The sequence below is a fragment of the Pseudomonas sp. S2_A02 genome (assembly GCF_054668495.1).
This window is the reverse complement of record NZ_CP162776.1, coordinates 2,556,276-2,571,265: the sequence shown is the minus strand read 5'-3', so window position 1 is coordinate 2,571,265 and position 14,990 is coordinate 2,556,276. Positions and strand designations below refer to the sequence as shown.

Genomic DNA, 14,990 nt, shown 5'->3' with positions numbered 1-14,990 from the left:
CTGATAGTCAACAAGATTATCAGCATCACAAGTTACTCCGCGAGAAATCAAAGATGTAACCAACGATTGCTGAGCCAAGTTTAGGGTTTCTTAAAAACCCAAAGATGTTTGAACTGAAGAGTTTGATCATGGCTCAGATTGAACGCTGGCGGCAGGCCTAACACATGCAAGTCGAGCGGCAGCACGGGTACTTGTACCTGGTGGCGAGCGGCGGACGGGTGAGTAATGCCTAGGAATCTGCCTGGTAGTGGGGGATAACGCTCGGAAACGGACGCTAATACCGCATACGTCCTACGGGAGAAAGCAGGGGACCTTCGGGCCTTGCGCTATCAGATGAGCCTAGGTCGGATTAGCTAGTTGGTGAGGTAATGGCTCACCAAGGCGACGATCCGTAACTGGTCTGAGAGGATGATCAGTCACACTGGAACTGAGACACGGTCCAGACTCCTACGGGAGGCAGCAGTGGGGAATATTGGACAATGGGCGAAAGCCTGATCCAGCCATGCCGCGTGTGTGAAGAAGGTCTTCGGATTGTAAAGCACTTTAAGTTGGGAGGAAGGGCAGTTACCTAATACGTAATTGTTTTGACGTTACCGACAGAATAAGCACCGGCTAACTCTGTGCCAGCAGCCGCGGTAATACAGAGGGTGCAAGCGTTAATCGGAATTACTGGGCGTAAAGCGCGCGTAGGTGGTTCGTTAAGTTGGATGTGAAATCCCCGGGCTCAACCTGGGAACTGCATTCAAAACTGACGAGCTAGAGTATGGTAGAGGGTGGTGGAATTTCCTGTGTAGCGGTGAAATGCGTAGATATAGGAAGGAACACCAGTGGCGAAGGCGACCACCTGGACTGATACTGACACTGAGGTGCGAAAGCGTGGGGAGCAAACAGGATTAGATACCCTGGTAGTCCACGCCGTAAACGATGTCAACTAGCCGTTGGGAGCCTTGAGCTCTTAGTGGCGCAGCTAACGCATTAAGTTGACCGCCTGGGGAGTACGGCCGCAAGGTTAAAACTCAAATGAATTGACGGGGGCCCGCACAAGCGGTGGAGCATGTGGTTTAATTCGAAGCAACGCGAAGAACCTTACCAGGCCTTGACATCCAATGAACTTTCCAGAGATGGATTGGTGCCTTCGGGAGCATTGAGACAGGTGCTGCATGGCTGTCGTCAGCTCGTGTCGTGAGATGTTGGGTTAAGTCCCGTAACGAGCGCAACCCTTGTCCTTAGTTACCAGCACGTAATGGTGGGCACTCTAAGGAGACTGCCGGTGACAAACCGGAGGAAGGTGGGGATGACGTCAAGTCATCATGGCCCTTACGGCCTGGGCTACACACGTGCTACAATGGTCGGTACAGAGGGTTGCCAAGCCGCGAGGTGGAGCTAATCCCAGAAAACCGATCGTAGTCCGGATCGCAGTCTGCAACTCGACTGCGTGAAGTCGGAATCGCTAGTAATCGCGAATCAGAATGTCGCGGTGAATACGTTCCCGGGCCTTGTACACACCGCCCGTCACACCATGGGAGTGGGTTGCACCAGAAGTAGCTAGTCTAACCTTCGGGAGGACGGTTACCACGGTGTGATTCATGACTGGGGTGAAGTCGTAACAAGGTAGCCGTAGGGGAACCTGCGGCTGGATCACCTCCTTAATCGACGACATCAGCTGCTCCATAAGTTCCCACACGAATTGCTTGATTCATTGAAGAAGACGATAAAGAAGCAGCCTGTGTCAGGTTGTAGCTGAGTTGGTTAGAGCGCACCCCATGCTTCGTGGTTAAGAGCAGGGTGAGGTCGGCCTTAGTAGCTCGAAATTGGGTCTGTAGCTCAGTTGGTTAGAGCGCACCCCTGATAAGGGTGAGGTCGGCAGTTCGAATCTGCCCAGACCCACCAATTTTGTGTGGGAAACGCCTGTAGAAATACGGGGCCATAGCTCAGCTGGGAGAGCGCCTGCCTTGCACGCAGGAGGTCAACGGTTCGATCCCGTTTGGCTCCACCACTACTGCTTCTGTTTGTTGAAAGCTTAGAAATGAGCATTCCACCGAGCCGGTGATGAATGTTGATTTCTAGTCTTTGATTAGATCGTTCTTTAAAAATTTGGGTATGTGATAGAAAGATAGACTGAACGTTACTTTCACTGGTAACGGATCAGGCTAAGGTAAAATTTGTGAGTTGCTCTTTATGAGCAAGAATCGAATTTTCGGCGAATGTCGTCTTCACAGTATAACCAGATTGCTTGGGGTTATATGGTCAAGTGAAGAAGCGCATACGGTGGATGCCTTGGCAGTCAGAGGCGATGAAAGACGTGGTAGCCTGCGAAAAGCTTCGGGGAGTCGGCAAACAGACTTTGATCCGGAGATGTCTGAATGGGGGAACCCACCTAACATAAGTTAGGTATCTTAAGCTGAATACATAGGCTTAAGAAGCGAACCAGGGGAACTGAAACATCTAAGTACCCTGAGGAAAAGAAATCAACCGAGATTCCCTTAGTAGTGGCGAGCGAACGGGGACTAGCCCTTAAGTGGCTTTGAGATTAGCGGAACGCTCTGGAAAGTGCGGCCATAGTGGGTGATAGCCCTGTACGCGAAAATCTCTTAGTCATGAAATCGAGTAGGACGGAGCACGAGAAACTTTGTCTGAATATGGGGGGACCATCCTCCAAGGCTAAATACTACTGACTGACCGATAGTGAACTAGTACCGTGAGGGAAAGGCGAAAAGAACCCCGGAGAGGGGAGTGAAATAGATCCTGAAACCGTATGCGTACAAGCAGTGGGAGCCCACTTTGTTGGGTGACTGCGTACCTTTTGTATAATGGGTCAGCGACTTATTTTCAGTGGCGAGCTTAACCGAATAGGGGAGGCGTAGCGAAAGCGAGTCTTAATAGGGCGTCTAGTCGCTGGGAATAGACCCGAAACCGGGCGATCTATCCATGGGCAGGTTGAAGGTTGGGTAACACTAACTGGAGGACCGAACCGACTACCGTTGAAAAGTTAGCGGATGACCTGTGGATCGGAGTGAAAGGCTAATCAAGCTCGGAGATAGCTGGTTCTCCTCGAAAGCTATTTAGGTAGCGCCTCATGTATCACTGTAGGGGGTAGAGCACTGTTTCGGCTAGGGGGTCATCCCGACTTACCAAACCGATGCAAACTCCGAATACCTACAAGTGCCGAGCATGGGAGACACACGGCGGGTGCTAACGTCCGTCGTGAAAAGGGAAACAACCCAGACCGTCAGCTAAGGTCCCAAAGTTATGGTTAAGTGGGAAACGATGTGGGAAGGCTTAGACAGCTAGGAGGTTGGCTTAGAAGCAGCCACCCTTTAAAGAAAGCGTAATAGCTCACTAGTCGAGTCGGCCTGCGCGGAAGATGTAACGGGGCTCAAACCATACACCGAAGCTACGGGTATCACTTAGGTGATGCGGTAGAGGAGCGTTCTGTAAGCCTGTGAAGGTGAGTTGAGAAGCTTGCTGGAGGTATCAGAAGTGCGAATGCTGACATGAGTAACGACAATGGGTGTGAAAAACACCCACGCCGAAAGACCAAGGTTTCCTGCGCAACGTTAATCGACGCAGGGTTAGTCGGTCCCTAAGGCGAGGCTGAAAAGCGTAGTCGATGGAAAACAGGTTAATATTCCTGTACTTCTGGTTATTGCGATGGAGGGACGGAGAAGGCTAGGCCAGCTTGGCGTTGGTTGTCCAAGTTTAAGGTGGTAGGCTGGAATCTTAGGTAAATCCGGGATTCTAAGGCCGAGAGCTGATGACGAGTGTACTTTTAGTACACGAAGTGGTTGATGCCATGCTTCCAAGAAAAGCTTCTAAGCTTCAGGTAACCAGGAACCGTACCCCAAACCGACACAGGTGGTTGGGTAGAGAATACCAAGGCGCTTGAGAGAACTCGGGTGAAGGAACTAGGCAAAATGGCACCGTAACTTCGGGAGAAGGTGCGCCGGTGAGGGTGAAGCATTTACTGCGTAAGCCCACGCCGGTCGAAGATACCAGGCCGCTGCGACTGTTTATTAAAAACACAGCACTCTGCAAACACGAAAGTGGACGTATAGGGTGTGACGCCTGCCCGGTGCCGGAAGGTTAATTGATGGGGTTAGCTAACGCGAAGCTCTTGATCGAAGCCCCGGTAAACGGCGGCCGTAACTATAACGGTCCTAAGGTAGCGAAATTCCTTGTCGGGTAAGTTCCGACCTGCACGAATGGCGTAACGATGGCGGCGCTGTCTCCACCCGAGACTCAGTGAAATTGAAATCGCTGTGAAGATGCAGTGTATCCGCGGCTAGACGGAAAGACCCCGTGAACCTTTACTATAGCTTTGCACTGGACTTTGAATTTGCTTGTGTAGGATAGGTGGGAGGCTTTGAAGCGTGGACGCCAGTTCGCGTGGAGCCAACCTTGAAATACCACCCTGGCAACTTTGAGGTTCTAACTCAGGTCCGTTATCCGGATCGAGGACAGTGTATGGTGGGTAGTTTGACTGGGGCGGTCTCCTCCTAAAGAGTAACGGAGGAGTACGAAGGTGCGCTCAGACCGGTCGGAAATCGGTCGTAGAGTATAAAGGCAAAAGCGCGCTTGACTGCGAGACAGACACGTCGAGCAGGTACGAAAGTAGGTCTTAGTGATCCGGTGGTTCTGTATGGAAGGGCCATCGCTCAACGGATAAAAGGTACTCCGGGGATAACAGGCTGATACCGCCCAAGAGTTCATATCGACGGCGGTGTTTGGCACCTCGATGTCGGCTCATCACATCCTGGGGCTGAAGCCGGTCCCAAGGGTATGGCTGTTCGCCATTTAAAGTGGTACGCGAGCTGGGTTTAGAACGTCGTGAGACAGTTCGGTCCCTATCTGCCGTGGACGTTTGAGATTTGAGAGGGGCTGCTCCTAGTACGAGAGGACCGGAGTGGACGAACCTCTGGTGTTCCGGTTGTCACGCCAGTGGCATTGCCGGGTAGCTATGTTCGGAATAGATAACCGCTGAAAGCATCTAAGCGGGAAACTAGCCTCAAGATGAGATCTCACTGGGACCTTGAGTCCCCTGAAGGGCCGTCGAAGACTACGACGTTGATAGGTTGGGTGTGTAAGCGCTGTGAGGCGTTGAGCTAACCAATACTAATTGCCCGTGAGGCTTGACCATATAACACCCAAGCAATTTGACTACTCGAAAGAGCATCAGATTGCGGTGTGTGAAGACGAAATGAACCGAAAGTTCGAGATACTCACAAAACACCGATCTATCACCTACCCATTCGCTGGAGCGTAAGCCGCAAGGCAAACGACCTGGCTACCGAATTTCTTGACGACCATAGAGCATTGGAACCACCTGATCCCATCCCGAACTCAGCAGTGAAACGATGCATCGCCGATGGTAGTGTGGGGTTTCCCCATGTGAGAGTAGGTCATCGTCAAGATTAAATTCCGAAACCCCTATCTGCGTATGCAGGTAGGGGTTTTGTTTTGTCCGCAGGAAAGTTCGTACAGCATCATCGGACCGCTCCCAGCGGTCACGTTTCGCTCAGGCGTCATATCGACCCTCAAGTCCGGCATCAGCGCCTGGGTCTATGTGCGAGCGTGATTGCTGGTAAGGGCTGCAGCAACTGTGCGAGAGGAAACCGATTTGTTTCGGTTCCGCTGTAGGCTTCGGGCGGGATGATACGGAGGACTTCCATCCTCCGTATCATCACCCTATATCAAGGCTGCGACTGGCTACCCTCTCTCATGACCCCCATCTCACCATTGGCCACGAGCCAGCGAAACAACTCGGTCACCGACACTGTATGGCTGCGCTCTATCCAGCGTACCAGCGCCGGGCCGTAGTGTTCGGTGTAACGGGTGAGCACCAATTGGCGACAGTCCGGTGACAGGCGCAGGGTGATTTCCCGACAGTGCAGATGCAGATTGGCCGTGTCGTCCCGGATCACCCGTTGCTGCAGAGTCAGGCTATTGCTTTCAGAACCCATCGGCCGGTGCTCCTGTGCATTTAGGAGTGCTGTTCTCAGGCGAGCCTTGTTTGCCATCGGCCACGTAAGCAGCGCGATGTTCGGCTACCACATTACGCAACGCGCTGTAATAGTCCGGCAGTTTTTGCAGGCTGTCGGTCAGCGGTAAGACTTCTGCCCGACCATCGACGAAGCCACCGACAGTGCTGATGGTGGACAGCGTATCCACGGTATCGCTATTGCTGCCGAACGGATCGACCACAAAGCCGAGTACGCGGCCGGCGGCGTCGCGACTGTTGGAGGTTCCGAGCAATGGCAGCTCGACGATCGGACCGTTGCCGATGCCCCATACGCCGAAGGTCTGGCCAAAGTCCGAGTCGTGGCGCGGGATACCGGCCATGCCGGAGACGTCGATCAAGCCCACTACCCCTACCGTGGTGTTGAGCGCGAAACGCCCCAGGGTATTGACCGAGCGCATCGGGTTGCCTTGCAGCAGGTCATTGATAAAGACCTTGGGCTCACCGAAGTTCGCCACGAAGTTATGCACACCGGTCTGGAAAAAATCCGGCGTGTAGCGGTAGCCGCGCGCGACCGGCGCCAAGGCGTAATCATCAACCACCCGGTTAAACGCGAAGACGCCGCGATTGAACGGTTCCGCCGGGTCGTACACCGAATAGGTGACGTCGGCGCAAGCCACGTTGGTGGTGGACGGCGGCTGGCTGCTGCAACCCGTCAGCCCTGCGGCCAACACGGCAATTGAGGTGTTGCGGGCCAGCCAGGGAGCACACTTGAAAGGCAACATGGACGCAAGTCTCAGGAGGAATTCGCCGTGATGCTGACCTCCAATCCTTGCGCCAAGATGTCTGGTTTATTGCTGTGCTGACGCTTTATTGCAGAGTTGAAATATATGACGCGCGGCCGTGAATAGTTTTAGATGGCGGTTCCATTCGCCCCTCAAGTGACCTTCGGTGAACAGCCTTTTAATTGTGGACGACGACCTTGAAGTCCTTGATCTACTGAAAAAATTCTTCGTGCAGCACGGCTACAACGTCGAGGTCGCCACAGACGGTGCGTCGCTGTGGTCGGCCATAGAGCGCCAGGCGCCGGACCTGATCATTCTGGACGTGATGTTGCCCGGCGACAGCGGACTGATCCTGTGTCAGCAACTGCGGATTCGACACGCAATACCGGTAATCATGCTGACAGCCATGGGCGAACTCAGTGATCGGGTGGTCGGCCTGGAGCTGGGCGCCGATGATTATCTGACCAAACCCTTCGACGCCCGTGAACTGCTGGCCCGAGTGCGTGCTGTGCTGCGTCGCGTGGACGAGCGCCGTCCGGTGTCGCAGGAACGGCCACGGCCGCTGATTGATTTCGCTGACTGGCACCTGGACGTCACTCGCCGTGAGTTGCGCTCGCCGGACAACGTGATGATCCCGCTGTCGGCCGGTGAGTTTGACCTGCTGCTGGTCTTCGTCGAACACCCCCAATGCATTCTCACCCGCGAGCAATTGCTGGACCTGGCGCGCGGGCATTGCCATGAGGCGTTCGATCGCAGCATCGACGTTCAGGTCAGCCGTCTGCGACGCAAACTCGAGTCCGACACCAAGCGCCCGGCGATGATTCGTACCGTGCGCAACGGCGGTTACCTGTTCACACCCAGCGTAACGCGGCGATGAGGTGGCTGAAGCGAATTCGCGCCCGAGACTGGCCACAAGATACGGTGGCGCGCTGGATCGCGTTGACGATCATCCTGGCCATGCTCATTTCATTGGCGCTCAACGGGCTGTTTATCCAATTGGCCGGCGTATGGGCGCGCCCGCCACTGACCGAAATCGGCTTGCTGGAAAAAGCCGCCGTCATCGCCCGCATCATCGAGGCCGCCCCGGCGCCACTGCGCAACCCATTGGCGCAAGCAGCCAACGAGAACGGCTTCACTGTCACTTGGCACCCTGATCGGCACGATCTCAATCTGCCGACAGTGGACGATCCGAAGTCTGACATTGGCTCGACCATCCTGCAGCCGATGCTCAGAGCCCCTGACCGGCGCATCGAAGCCTATGAACCCGCCGACTGGACGGAGCACACGGCGGACGCGCATTACGCGCTGCTGATCGAACTATCGGATTCAACATGGCTGATGTTCTCCGCACCCTCGCGCAGTTGGGGCCTCGACGAAGCGCCACGTTACCTGATCGTCATCCTGCTGGTGTTGATCTCCACCGCACTGGTCGCGCTGATCGCCACCCGACGTCTCGCCACACCTTTGCAGCGCTTCGCCGAAGGCGCCCGGCGCTTTGGTACGGACTTCCGCGCACCGCCCATCGAACCACTAGGTCCGCAAGAAATCCGTCAGGCGATTCTCGCGTTCAACGCCATGCAGGCGCAGTTGCAACACTTCATCCGTGACCGCACGCAAATGCTCGCCGCCATCTCCCACGACCTGCGTGCTCCTCTGACGCGGATGCGCTTGCGTGGCGAATTCATCGAAGACAGCGAGCAACAGCAGCGCCTGTTTCGTGACGTGGATGAAATGCAGGCAATGATCAACTCGGCGCTGGAGTTCTTTCGTGATGATGCGCGGCTTGAACCGGCGACACAGTTTGATCTGGCGGAACTGCTGCAAACGTTGCTTGATGATTATCGAGATCAGGGAGTCGACATTACGTTCAGCGGGCCGCTGCGGTTGGTGTATTTCGGGCGCCCGTTGGGGCTTAAACGGGTGATCACCAACTTGCTCGACAACGCTATCAAGTACGGCAGTGAGCCGGGGATTGAACTGGTCCCGAGCGCTGGCGAGGTGCAGATCAAAATACTGGATCGTGGACCGGGCATTCCAGATGCCTGCCTTGAGCAAGTGTTTGTGCCGTTCTTCCGGATGGAAGGCTCGCGCAACAAAAGCACTGGAGGTGTTGGTTTGGGGTTATCGGCTGCGCGGGCGATTGTGCTGGAGCACGGAGGCGAGCTGACATTGCGTAATCGGTCGACGGGCGGGTTGGAGGCGTTGGTGGTGTTGCCGGTGCATTAGTCCCGAAAGACTCGCCTCGAAATGATCAAAAACTTGTGGCGAGGGAGCTTGCTCCCGCTGGGTCGCGAAGCGGCCCCAAAGAATGGGGACTACTACGCAGTCCAACGGGAGCAAGCTCCCTCGCCACAGTTTTCAGTCAACAGGCCAAGGGGCAATCTTCCCCAAGGATCGTGTAAACCTAAGCCTCCCAGCCCGCCCCACTGACCGCCGCCTGCGCCAGCGGGTGCAAGTCTGCCCCCTGATGCGCTGTCTGCCAGGCCAGCAATTCCTTGCGCATGCCTGGCGTCCAATACATCTGCAGGTGATTTCGCACGCCGAGCACGGCCTGTTGCTGATCCGGTTCGGTGGCGAAGTATTGGGCGATCTGGTTGACCATTTTGATCAGATTGTCAGTGCTCATCGGCGCACCTCGGCTTTTGTTCCGGCGGTGCGTGCCTGGCGGCGTTCGTCGAGCAGACGTTGTTGTTCGTCGCTGAATTCCTGATAGCGTTTTTGCCACTCGGAAGGGTGGTAGACGCGGCTGACTTCCACGGCGGTGACCTTGTACTCCGGACAGTTGGTGGCCCAGTCGGAGTTATCGGTGGTAATGACGTTGGCCCCCGATTCAGGGAAGTGGAAGGTGGTGTACACCACGCCTGGGGCTACCCGTTCGGTGATCCGCGCACGCAGTACAGTCTGTCCTGCGCGACTGCCAATGCCGACCCAATCATCTTCGTTGATGCCACGGCTCTCGGCATCGGTCGGGTGGATTTCCAGGCGGTCTTCTTGATGCCAGGCGACGTTGTCGGTACGCCGGGTCTGGGCGCCGACGTTGTACTGGCTGAGGATGCGCCCGGTGGTCAGCAGCAGGGGATAACGACTGTTGACCTTTTCCTCGGTGGGCACGTAACCGGTGAGCATGAAACGCCCCTTGCCGCGCACGAATTCCTCGATGTGCATGGTCGGCGTGCCGTCCGGTGCCGCGGCGTTGCACGGCCATTGCAGGCTGCCGTGGCGATCCAGTTCGGTGTAGCTGACGTTGGTGAAGGTCGGCGTCAGGCTGGCGATTTCATCCATGATTTCTGACGGGTGCTGGTAACTCATCGGGTAACCCAGCGCATTGGCCAGCGCCACTGTGCCTTCCCAGTCGGCCTTGCCGCCCAGCGGTTCCATGACCTTGCGTACCCGGGAGATGCGTCGCTCGGCATTGGTGAAGGTGCCGTCCTTTTCCAGGAACGAGGCGCCCGGCAGGAACACGTGGGCGAACTTGGCGGTTTCGTTGAGGAAAATGTCCTGCACCACGATGCACTCCATCGCCGATAGAGCCGCAGTGACGTGCTGAGTATTGGGGTCGCTCTGGGCGATGTCTTCGCCCTGGCAATACAAACCCTTGAAACTGCCGCCCAGGGCTGCCTCGAACATATTGGGGATGCGCAAACCCGGGTCGGGTTGCAAGGTGACATTCCAGGCTTGTTCGAATTGCGCCCGTACCGTTTCGTTGGAGACATGCCGGTAGCCGGGCAGCTCGTGGGGGAAGGAGCCCATGTCACAGGACCCTTGAACGTTGTTCTGCCCACGCAGCGGATTCACCCCAACGCCTTCGCGGCCGATGTTGCCGGTGGCCATGGCCAGGTTGGCGATGCCCATGACGGCAGTGCTGCCCTGGCTGTGCTCAGTGACGCCCAGGCCATAGTAGATCGCTGCATTGCCGCCGGTGGCATATAGACGGGCGGCGGCACGGATGTCGGCAGCGGCGACGCCGCAGACGGCGCCAAGGATTTCCGGCGAGTTTTCCGCGCGGCTGACGAACTCGCTCCAGCGAGCGAAATCGCTGTCCTCGCAACGGGCGTCGATAAAGGCCTGGTTGAGCAAGCCTTCGGTGACGATGACGTGGGCCAGGGCGTTGAGCATGGCGACGTTGGTGCCCGGGCGCAGGGCCAGGTGCAGTTCGGCGCGGGCATGCACCGAATCCACTAGATCAATGCGTCGTGGGTCGATGACGATCAGTCGCGCGCCTTCACGCAGACGGCGTTTGAGCTGGGAGGCGAACACTGGGTGAGCGTCGCTTGGGTTGGCGCCCATCACAAGGATCACATCGGCCTGCATCACCGAGTCGAAACTCTGGGTGCCGGCGGACTCGCCCAGGGTTTGTTTCAGGCCATAGCCGGTCGGCGAGTGGCAGACCCGTGCACAGGTGTCGACGTTGTTGTTGCCGAAAGCGGCGCGCACCAGTTTTTGCACCAGATAGGTTTCTTCGTTGGTGCAGCGGCTGGAGGTGATGCCACCAATGGAGTCGCGGCCGTATTTTTGCTGCAACCGACGGAATTCGCTGGCGGCATAGGTCACCGCTTCATCCCAGCTGACTTCCTGCCAAGGGTCGTTGATGTGCTTGCGGATCATCGGCTTGGTGATGCGATCCGGGTGGGTGGCGTAGCCCCAGGCAAAGCGCCCTTTGACGCAAGAGTGGCCATGGTTGGCCTGGCCGTTCTTGTCTGGAACCATGCGCACCAGTTGGTCGCCTTTCATCTCGGCGCGGAACGAGCAGCCCACGCCGCAATAGGCACACGTGGTAATCACACTACGTTCAGGTTGACCCAGTTCGACCACGCTTTTTTCCATCAGGGTCGCGGTGGGGCAGGCTTGCACACAGGCGCCGCAGGACACGCATTCCGAGTCGAGGAAGTTATCGCCACCAGCGGCCGCGACCCGGGATTCGAAACCGCGTCCGGTAATGGTCAGAGCAAAGGTGCCCTGGGTTTCTTCGCAGGCACGCACGCAGCGGTTGCAGACGATGCACTTGCTCGGGTCGTAATCGAAGTAGGGGTTGGAAGTGTCCTTCACGTCGGCCAGATGGTTGTCGCCTTCATAGCCATAACGCACTTCCCGCAGGCCGACCTGGCCGGCGACGGTTTGCAGCTCGCAGTTGCCGTTGGCCGAGCAGGTCAGGCAGTCCAGCGGGTGATCGGAGATGTACAACTCCATGACGTTGCGGCGCAGGGTGGCGAGCTTCGGCGTCTGGGTGTGCACGCTCATGCCTTCGCTGACCGGCGTGGTGCAGGAGGCGGGATAGCCGCGCATGCCATCGATCTCCACCAGGCACATGCGGCAGGAGCCGAAGGCTTCCAGGCTGTCGGTGGCACACAGTTTCGGAATGGTGGTGCCCAGCAGCGCGGCGGCGCGCATCACCGAGGTACCTTCGGGCACGCTGATGCTGCGGCCGTCGATGTTCACGGTGACCTGCACCTGGCTTTCGCGGGCAGGGGTGCCCAAATCGATATCTGTATTCGGGTCGAAGAGAGTGATCATTGGTCGGCCTCCGAGGACTGCAGACCGAAGTCGGCGGGGAAGTACTTGAGGGCGCTGGTCACCGGATAGGAGGTCATGCCGCCCAAGGCGCACAGCGAACCGTATTGCAGGGTGTCGCACAGGTCCTTGAGGATGATCACCTGCTCATCACGACTGTTTTGGTCAGGTGCTGCCAGCAGACGGTCGATCACCTCTACGCCCCGGGTCGAGCCGATGCGGCAAGGGGTGCATTTGCCACAGGATTCCTCGGCGCAGAACTGCATCGCGAAGCGTGCCATGCGGGCCATGTCCAAGGTGTCGTCAGCCACCACCACGCCACCGTGACCGAGCATGGCCCCAATGGCGACAAAGGCTTCGTAATCTAACGGAGTGTCGAATTGCGCGGGTGGCACCCAGGCGCCGAGAGGACCGCCCACTTGGGCAGCTTTCAGCGGCCGGCCACTGGCGGTCCCGCCGCCGTAGTCTTCCACCAGTTCGCGCAGAGTCAGGCCAAAGGCCCGTTCCACCAGACCGCCGTGACGAATATTGCCCGCCAGCTGGAAGGGCATGGTGCCCAGGGAGCGGCCCATGCCGTAATCGCGATAGAACTGCGCACCCTTGGCCAGAATCAGCGGCACCGAGGCCAGGGTCAGCACGTTGTGCACCAGGGTCGGCAGGCCGAACAAACCCTGCAAGGCGGGGATCGGTGGCTTGGCGCGGACGATCCCGCGCTTGCCTTCGAGCGAGTCCAGCAGCGCGGTTTCTTCACCGCAGATGTAAGCGCCGGCACCGACTCGCACTTCCATATCGAAGGCCAGACCGCTGCCGCCGACATTAGCGCCGAGGTAACCGGCATCTCGGGCGATGTCCAACGCTGCACGCAGCGTGGCCACGGCATCGGGATATTCCGAGCGCACATAGATGTAACCGTAGCTGGCCCCAACGGTAATACCGGCAATGGCCATGCCTTCGATCAGCAGGAAGGGATCACCTTCCATCAACATGCGATCGGCGAAAGTGCCGGAGTCGCCTTCGTCGGCGTTGCACACAACGTATTTCTGCGCAGCCTGGGTGGTACGCACCGTGCGCCATTTGATCCCGGCCGGGAACGCCGCGCCGCCACGGCCACGCAGGCCTGAATCGAATACCTCAGTCGCGGTCTGCTCTCCGCCCAAGGCGATGGCCTGGGTCAAGCCCTCGAAACCGCCGTGGGCCCGGTAATCCTCCAGGGACAGCGGCTGGGTAATGCCGGCGCGGGCAAACAGCAGGCGTTGTTGAGTCTTTAGATAAGGCAATTCTTCCACCAGCCCCAAGGCCAGCGGATGGGCGGATGGCTCGCCTTGCAGCGCATCGAGCACGGACGGCACATCGGCAGCAGTCAGCGGGCCGAAGCCGATACGGCCTTGCGGGCTGTCCACTTCCAGCAGTGGTTCCAGCCAGTACAGACCGCGAGAGCTGGTGCGTTGCAGGTCCAGTGGCAGATTGCGTTCCTGGGCCTGAGTGGCAAGGGTCACGGCCACCTCATCGGCGCCCACGGCGCGGGCGAGGGAATCACAAGGTAAATAGAGGCGCGGCATCATGCGTCCTCCCGGCAAGCATCAAGCAGGGCATCCAGACGCTCGGCGCTGAGCCGCGCATGCACCTGACCATCCAGTTCCAGGGCTGGCGAACAGGCACAGGCACCGAGGCAATACACCGGACGCAAACTGATACTGCCATCGGCGCTACTGCCGTGATCGTCCAGTTGCAGGCGTTCGCGCAATTGCGCCGCGAGCTGCTCGGCGCCGCGGCTCTGGCAGGACTCAGCCCGGCACAGACGCAGAATATGCCGGGCCGGCGGCGCGGTGCGGAAGTCATGGTAGAAGCTGATCACCCCGCGAACCTCGGCCTGACTCAGGTTGAGGGCGTGGGCAATCTCGGGGATGGCGGCATCGGGGATGTAACCGATGCCCTCCTGAATCTCATGAAGGATGGGCAACAGTGCGCCGGGGGAGCGTTTGTGGCGCTCCAGCAGGCTGTTGACCATAGGCAGGTGCAACATCTCATCAGGCATACAGCATTCCTCACGATCACGGGCAAACCAGGCGGTTGTCGGTTGTCCGAAAGTGTCGGCTGCGGCAGTCACACCACGTCACGGTATCGTGGCATTTTCAGGCCGTTGGCCAGGCACCCTGAGCGGGCATCTTGTTGGGCCCGGTGCGGTCTTTGCCACACCTCTTCAGGGCATAACAGGCAGCTTGCCACGCTGCCTTTGATTCATCTGCACCAAAGCGACGTGCTCGATTCTGTCTACGACTATCTGTTAAGTCTAGAAGAACGCAGGCCGAGGCGTTCGCTCACTGAATATCTTTCAAGTAATCCTGGAGCTCGATGAGAGGGGGCAAAACACTTACTTCGCGGGAAGGATCAGCACCCACAACATCACCGTGGTCAGTGCCGCCAACACACTGCATGCTCCGGCGATGACATGACGGACGACGGGGTATCCAGACTGCTTTAGCCTGGCGATCACCAGAAGCCAAGTTCCGACAAAGGCACCTAAAATCGCCATCAACGTATAGAGCATGAATAAAACGCCCTGTGCCGTGTTTCCTCCGGGGACAAGCCATCTGTTGAACAGAATCAGCACCGCCACCCCGACAATTAAACTACCCACGGCACCCGCCAGGTTAGCGAGCCACAGATTCACGTTGCCACGGTTCCTCACCACCCAAATCCACATCCCCACTGTCGCAGCGAAGAACGCCAACATGCCGATT

At 57.7% G+C, this 14,990-nt stretch carries 9 protein-coding genes, 2 tRNA genes and 3 rRNA genes; 7 read left to right on the top strand and 7 right to left on the bottom strand.

The window, feature by feature from the left end; translation table 11 throughout:
• Positions 1-110: 110 nt before the first annotated feature.
• The 5 genes from AB4O41_RS11880 (at position 111) to rrf (ending at position 5,411) form a co-directional block, all read left to right on the top strand.
• A 16S ribosomal RNA gene (locus AB4O41_RS11880) occupies positions 111-1,649 on the top strand.
• A 164-nt stretch (positions 1,650-1,813) separates the two neighbouring features.
• Positions 1,814-1,890: transfer RNA gene (locus AB4O41_RS11875), tRNA-Ile, on the top strand.
• Between the two features lie 30 nt (positions 1,891-1,920).
• A tRNA-Ala gene (locus AB4O41_RS11870) sits at positions 1,921-1,996 on the top strand.
• Between the two features lie 249 nt (positions 1,997-2,245).
• Positions 2,246-5,137: ribosomal RNA gene (locus tag AB4O41_RS11865) — 23S ribosomal RNA — on the top strand.
• Positions 5,138-5,295: 158 nt separating this feature from the next.
• Positions 5,296-5,411, top strand: a 5S ribosomal RNA gene (rrf, locus tag AB4O41_RS11860).
• Together the 16S, 23S and 5S rRNA genes with 2 tRNA genes alongside form the textbook arrangement of a ribosomal RNA operon.
• Positions 5,412-5,690: 279 nt before the next feature.
• Here the strand turns inward: rrf and AB4O41_RS11855 are convergent.
• Positions 5,691-5,960 (bottom strand): hypothetical protein, encoded by a 270-nt coding sequence (locus AB4O41_RS11855; protein ID WP_460147844.1) that lies wholly within the window; start codon positions 5,958-5,960, stop codon positions 5,691-5,693.
• Positions 5,950-6,741, bottom strand: coding sequence for an MlaA family lipoprotein (locus tag AB4O41_RS11850; protein ID WP_460147843.1), 792 nt, complete (start codon positions 6,739-6,741; stop codon positions 5,950-5,952). The genes AB4O41_RS11855 and AB4O41_RS11850 overlap by 11 nt, the downstream gene beginning before the upstream one ends.
• A gap of 166 nt (positions 6,742-6,907) precedes the next feature.
• Between AB4O41_RS11850 and AB4O41_RS11845 the strand changes: the two genes are divergently transcribed.
• Together AB4O41_RS11845 and AB4O41_RS11840 are read left to right on the top strand one after the other, a co-directional pair.
• Positions 6,908-7,618 carry a response regulator gene (locus AB4O41_RS11845; RefSeq protein WP_460147842.1) on the top strand — a complete coding sequence of 237 codons (711 nt, stop codon included), beginning with the start codon at positions 6,908-6,910 and terminating at the stop codon, positions 7,616-7,618.
• Positions 7,615-8,967 (top strand): ATP-binding protein, encoded by a 1,353-nt coding sequence (locus AB4O41_RS11840; protein ID WP_460147841.1) that lies wholly within the window; start codon positions 7,615-7,617, stop codon positions 8,965-8,967. Before AB4O41_RS11845 ends, AB4O41_RS11840 begins: the two co-directional genes overlap by 4 nt.
• A 178-nt stretch (positions 8,968-9,145) precedes the next feature.
• On the opposite strand, the gene AB4O41_RS11835 is transcribed toward AB4O41_RS11840, so the two are convergent.
• From AB4O41_RS11835 to AB4O41_RS11815, 5 genes are all read right to left on the bottom strand, one after another.
• A complete protein-coding gene (locus tag AB4O41_RS11835; RefSeq protein WP_063342580.1) occupies positions 9,146-9,367 on the bottom strand; it encodes a formate dehydrogenase subunit delta in 222 nt (73 codons plus the stop codon).
• A complete protein-coding gene (fdhF, locus tag AB4O41_RS11830; protein WP_460147840.1) occupies positions 9,364-12,252 on the bottom strand; it encodes a formate dehydrogenase subunit alpha in 2,889 nt (962 codons plus the stop codon). The genes AB4O41_RS11835 and fdhF overlap by 4 nt, the downstream gene beginning before the upstream one ends.
• Entirely contained in the window at positions 12,249-13,811 is a 1,563-nt protein-coding gene (locus tag AB4O41_RS11825; protein WP_460147839.1) for a formate dehydrogenase beta subunit, read from the bottom strand. The genes fdhF and AB4O41_RS11825 overlap by 4 nt, the downstream gene beginning before the upstream one ends.
• Entirely contained in the window at positions 13,808-14,284 is a 477-nt protein-coding gene (locus AB4O41_RS11820) for a formate dehydrogenase subunit gamma (protein WP_095634322.1), read from the bottom strand. The genes AB4O41_RS11825 and AB4O41_RS11820 overlap by 4 nt, the downstream gene beginning before the upstream one ends.
• 336 nt (positions 14,285-14,620) lie before the next feature.
• On the bottom strand, positions 14,621-14,920 hold the full coding sequence (locus AB4O41_RS11815; RefSeq protein WP_460147838.1) for a hypothetical protein: 300 nt from the start codon (positions 14,918-14,920) through the stop codon (positions 14,621-14,623).
• Positions 14,921-14,990: the final 70 nt, after the last annotated feature.

Bases quoted from the DNA above. Each gene is read 5' to 3' on its own strand.
- AB4O41_RS11855 (WP_460147844.1), bottom strand. From the start codon at position 5,960: ATGGGTTCTGAAAGCAATAGCCTGACTCTGCAGCAACGGGTGATCCGG.
- AB4O41_RS11850 (WP_460147843.1), bottom strand. From the start codon at position 6,741: ATGTTGCCTTTCAAGTGTGCTCCCTGGCTGGCCCGCAACACCTCAATT.
- AB4O41_RS11840 (WP_460147841.1), top strand. From the start codon at position 7,615: ATGAGGTGGCTGAAGCGAATTCGCGCCCGAGACTGGCCACAAGATACG.
- AB4O41_RS11835 (WP_063342580.1), bottom strand. From the start codon at position 9,367: ATGAGCACTGACAATCTGATCAAAATGGTCAACCAGATCGCCCAATAC.
- fdhF (WP_460147840.1), bottom strand. From the start codon at position 12,252: ATGATCACTCTCTTCGACCCGAATACAGATATCGATTTGGGCACCCCT.
- AB4O41_RS11825 (WP_460147839.1), bottom strand. From the start codon at position 13,811: ATGATGCCGCGCCTCTATTTACCTTGTGATTCCCTCGCCCGCGCCGTG.
- AB4O41_RS11820 (WP_095634322.1), bottom strand. From the start codon at position 14,284: ATGCCTGATGAGATGTTGCACCTGCCTATGGTCAACAGCCTGCTGGAG.